The 4,898-nt window shown below is 51.3% G+C and carries 2 protein-coding genes and 1 pseudogene; all 3 read right to left on the bottom strand.

The genetic code is table 11. From position 1 onward, the window contains the following. Window positions 1–2,826: helicase-related protein (locus Q0438_RS01270; protein ID WP_299186426.1), on the bottom strand; the 2,826-nt coding region annotated here is incomplete at its 3' end. A 6-nt stretch (window positions 2,827–2,832) separates the two neighbouring features. Beyond that, a complete protein-coding gene (locus Q0438_RS01265; RefSeq protein ID WP_299186423.1) occupies window positions 2,833–3,726 on the bottom strand; it encodes a M23 family metallopeptidase in 894 nt (297 codons plus the stop codon). Then, window positions 3,719–4,898: pseudogene (locus tag Q0438_RS01260) on the bottom strand (Mur ligase family protein); the annotation flags it as partial. The gene Q0438_RS01265 and the pseudogene Q0438_RS01260, both read right to left, overlap by 8 nt.

The raw sequence follows: 4,898 nt of genomic DNA, 5'->3' as shown, positions 1-4,898 counted from the left end.
GTTTGAGATAGCTTTAAAGCCCGCTTTTATAGCTAGAATTTTAATTATAATGAGGCTTAAAAACTGCTTGGTGTAGATGTCCGGCTTACCGAATCTATCCTCGATCTCGCCCTCTATCTCGTAAACCTCGGCTACCTCTTTGCACTTGCTAAGCCGTCTATATAGCTCCAGGCGCAGCCTATCCTCGCCGATAAACTCCGAGTTTAAAAACGCGTTTATGCTAAGCTTCAGGTCGATTTTCGCACTCTCAAAGCTCTCTTTATTTAGCAGTTTATTTATCTCTTCTTCAAGCATCTTGATGTAGAGCGAGTAGCCGATCGCCTCTATATGGCCGCTTTGAGCTTCGCCCACCAGGTTGCCACCGCCTCTGATTTCTAGATCGTGATACGCCAGCACGCTGCCAGAGCCCAAAAACGAATTACTCTCAAGCGCGACTAGGCGTTTTAGCGCGTCCTCGCTTAGGGCGTTTTTGTCTTCGACCAGGAAGTAGCAATACGCCTGCCTATCGCTCCTGCCGACGCGACCGCGTAGCTGATGCAGGTCTGCGATTCCGAATTTATTTGCGCCCTCGATGATGATGGTATTTACGTTTGGCAGATGGATACCGCTTTCTACAATGCTGGTGCTTAGCAGCACGTCGTACTCGCCGTTTTCAAACTTCATCATCTCCTCTTCGGTCGTTTTAGCGTCGATCTTGGAGTGTAAAATTAAAATTTTAAGATTCGGCAAAATTTCAAGCAGCTTCTTTTTTGCGCTTTGCATCGTCGCGATGTGGTTATGGACGTAAAAAATCTGCCCGCCGCGTCGCAGCTCGCGCGAGATCGCCTCTTTTATGATCTTTTCGTCCCACTGCTTGACGAAGGTGCGCACGTCCAGGCGGTCCTGCGGCGGACTAAGCAGCGTGGAGTAGCTTTTAATCGAGCTTAACGCCATATTTAGGCTGCGCGGTATCGGCGTCGCGGACATACTAAGCAGATGCGAAGCGGCGCTTTTCTCTTTGAGCCGCTCCTTTTGCTTAACGCCGAATTTATGCTCCTCATCGATGATTATAAGCCCTAAATTTGCGGGGTTTAAATTTAAAAGCGAGTGCGTGCCGACCACGACGATCGCCTCGCCGCTTTGCAGACGCTTTAAAATTTCACTCTTTTGCCTTGCGCTGCTAAAGCGATCGAGCTTGAAAACGGGAATTTCAAATTCCCTAAAGCGCTCGCTAAGCGTGGCGTAATGCTGAGAGCTAAGCAGCGTCGTAGGCACGAAAAACAGCACCGAATGCCCGCTGCGAATGCAGGCAAAGATCGCATTCATCGCAACCTCGGTCTTTCCAAAGCCCACGTCGCCGCTAAGCAGGCGGTCCATCACCTTGCCGCTTTGCAGATCCGCCAAAATCGCGCTCACAGCCTTTTGCTGATCGCTCGTGTAGCTAAAGCCGCTTGCGCTTAAAAATTTAGGATAATCCGCGCTTTCGTTTTTGATGACGAGCCCTCGCACCAGCTCGCGCTTTGCCGCCAATGCAATGATCTTTGAAGCGATCGCAAAGAGCTTTTCGCGCACTCGCTCCTTAATTTTTGAAAAGCTCGCCCTGCCCAGATGATCCAAGCTCACCGCGCCGCCGCTTGCTACGTAGCGATCGATCTTGTTTAGATACTCTACCGGCAGCAGCAGCTTGTCGCCGCCCTCGTAGAGCAGGGATACGAACTCCTTGCTGCGCCCCATCACCTCGATGAGCTCGAGCCCGTTAAATTTAGCGATACCGTGATCTTCATGCACGACAAAATCGCCCACGTTTAGCTCATCCAGAGCCAGGCTCGATCTTCGCACGCGCTTTTTAGGCGCCGCTTTGTTTAGCGAAAGGATGATCCGCTCGGCGCTTATTAAATTTACGACGAAATCCTCGCGTAAAATTTCGATATTGCTAAATCCGCTAAGATCAAACGGCGCAAGCAGCGCGTCGTTTCGCGCGATCAGCGTGATAGCCTCGCTGTGGTGGAATTCAAAAAATTCCTGCGACGGCGTCACGGCGAGGTCTTTAAATTTACGTGCCGCGGGCAGTACCTCGATCGCGTCTAAAAAATCCAAATTGCGCTCGGAAAAAATTTCATCCTTTTTGATCTCGTGCAGCAAGACGCAATCAAACGCGCTCGTGTAATCTACAAAGCCCTCGATGAACCAAAACCCGAGCGAGCCCAGATCGCGGCTAAGCGCGTCGCTATCTGCGCGCGATATCTTTTCGCTCACGCTCTCAAACTCGTCCTCGCTTAAATTTGCCAAAAACGGCGCTATCTCGACCTGCGCAAGTTCATCTTTTTCGCTTTTTTGCGTCGCTACGTCAAATCGCCTGATGCTCTCGACCCTCTCGCCGTCAAGCAGAATTCTAACCGCGCTTTCGCCGCCTACCGAAAAAATATCGATGATCTCGCCACGGAAGCTCACCTCGCCCATACTTTCGACGATGTCGCGCACGTCGTATCCCAGGCGCAAAATTTCCTCTTTCAGCTCGCTTAAGTTTAACTCTTCGCCAAATTTTAAATTTAGCGGGCGCAGATGGCTTGCAGCGGGGAGTTTGTTTAGGATCGTGCGGACGGGAGAGATTAAAATTTTTTTGCCGCTTGCTTTGTAAAATGCGCTAAGAGCGGTGCTGATGCCCGCAAGCTCTCCCATGTAGCTGCGCAGATCCTCGCCGAAGCTCGCTCTAAAATCGGGTAGGCAAAAGGCCGCGTAGCCCATAAATTTAAGCACCTGCTCGCACGCTGCGGCTTCCTTTTCGTCCTCGCAGATCAAAAGCTCTTTTTGGTTTTGCAAAAAATATTCGTAAACTTCGGCCTGCATCTTGCCCTACTTTAGGCTTTCGATCTGGTGCTGCACGACGTTTGCGATCTCCTGCCACGAAACGCCCGGCTCAAGCGCGGAGATATTTCTGAAATTTTGCGCGTTCCAGCCCATAAAATTGGCGGGATCGACGCTTTGTCCTAAAAATCTGATCTCGTAGTGCAGATGCGGGCCGGTGCTGTAGCCGGTGTTGCCGCTATAGCCGATGAGATCGCCCTTTTTGACCCAGGAGCCCGGCGTTACGACGACCGAGCTGAGATGACCGTAGCGGGTCTCAAAGCCGTAGTTGTGCGAAAGGATAATCAAAATTCCGTATCCGCTGCCGCTTGCATCGGCAAACTGCACGAAACCCTCTGCCGTCGCAAACACCGGAGTCCCCTCGCTTGCTCGCAAGTCGATTCCGTGGTGCATCCTCATAATGCCGCTGATCGGGTGGGCGCGCATCCCAAACGGACTCGTGACGCCGCGATACTGCATCGGAAGGCCGTTAGGCACGGCGCCAAGAATCACGCTTGCGGTTTTTTCGTTAGCCGAGAGATGAGCGCCCGAGCCCTTTTTGCGCTCCTTTTTCATCTCGTTCATCGCAAGCATCACCTGAATATCGCTATCCAGCCCCTCCTCGTCGTCTCTGCGGCTGTTTAAGCTCGCAAGCACCTCGTCGCTGCGGGTCTTAAGCGCTAAATTTTGCTCCTTAAGCGCGATATTTTCGCCGTAGAGAGTTTTGTTTAGCTCCTTTAAATTTGCGCGGTCGCTTGCGAGTTTAAAGAGCGCAAAAAACAGAACGAGCAAGAAAATTACGAAAAAAGCGGATAAAATTTTAAGCTGGAAGCGGAAGTTTTCGCCGAAATACAGCGTCTTAGTGCCGAAATTATCGCTGAAGCTTACTTTTGTTTTAGCCAAGCTTCACCCCTTTTGCGTATCGCTTCAAAAACCGCTCCGCCAAATAAAATGAGCCGAAGACCAGATACTCCTCGTCCGCACTTATCTCGCCGCTAAATTTGCAATGCGGGATGCCTAGCCCGTCGAGGCATTTGCCGATCTGCGCGCCGCCTAGCTTGCGGTCTTTTACGCGGTAGGATAAAATTTCGACCCGCTTCAAAATGGGCGCGAGAGTGCTTAGCACCGCGGCGATGTCCTTGTCGGCAAAGGAGTTATAGATCAGCACGATCTTTTTGCCCGCGTAGATTTCGGAGATCGCGCGCGCCGCAAGCTCGTTATGCCCGACGTCCACGCGCAAATTCGGCGCCAAAGCCTCCATCCTGCCGCGTAAATTTAGAGGCGGCAGCAGCGAAATTTCAAATTTCAAATTTAAAAATTTCATCGCGGCGAGCGCCAGGCTTAAATTTGAAATTTGAAATTTAGGCAGATTGTTGCGCGCGCAAAACTCCGCGATCTGCGCTCGCTGCGGCGCATCTAAAAAATCGCTAGCAAAACCTAGCCGAGTGCCTTTTTGCTGTGCGATCTGCCGTGCGATACGAAGCGGAACCTCGCTCATCTCGTCGTTTAAGATTGCCGCTTGCTGCATCGTAATAAGCTTGGTGCGGGCGATCTGCTCTAGATTACCTCCTAGCATGCCCAAATGATCGGTACCAATAGGAGTAAAAAGCGACAGCGTGCGCCCGAAGCTCGACGTAGCGTCAAACTCGCCGCCCATTCCCGCCTCTATCACGCAGTAATCGCACTCCTTAAAGATCACCGCCGCTGCCAGCGTGAGATACTCGAAATACGACAGGCTATCTTTAAACTCCGCGGGCAAGCTCTCTTGCAAAAACTCATGCGCGCGCTGAAGCTGCGCGTCGCTAACATCGCGACCGATCGGCGCGGATCTGAAATTTTGCTTTGCAAGCTCGCTTGAGCTTTGATTTAAATTTGGCTTGCTTGGGCTCTTTGAATCGCAGATCAAATTTAGCTCGCTTAAGCCGCGGTCTAAATTTAAGCACTGATTTGAATTACGATCCAAATTTAGCTCGCGGAAATTTAAGCACTTATCTGTCGGGCCCGCAAGATAGATGCGCTCGTTAAGCCTAAAAATGTGCGGGCTGGTGTAGTGCCCGACCCTAAAGCCCGCCGCG

The sequence above is a fragment of the uncultured Campylobacter sp. genome (genome assembly GCF_938030785.1).
Lineage (GTDB): Bacteria > Campylobacterota > Campylobacteria > Campylobacterales > Campylobacteraceae > Campylobacter_B.
Note: the sequence above shows the minus strand (reverse complement) of the source record. Positions and strands in the feature narration are given on the sequence as shown.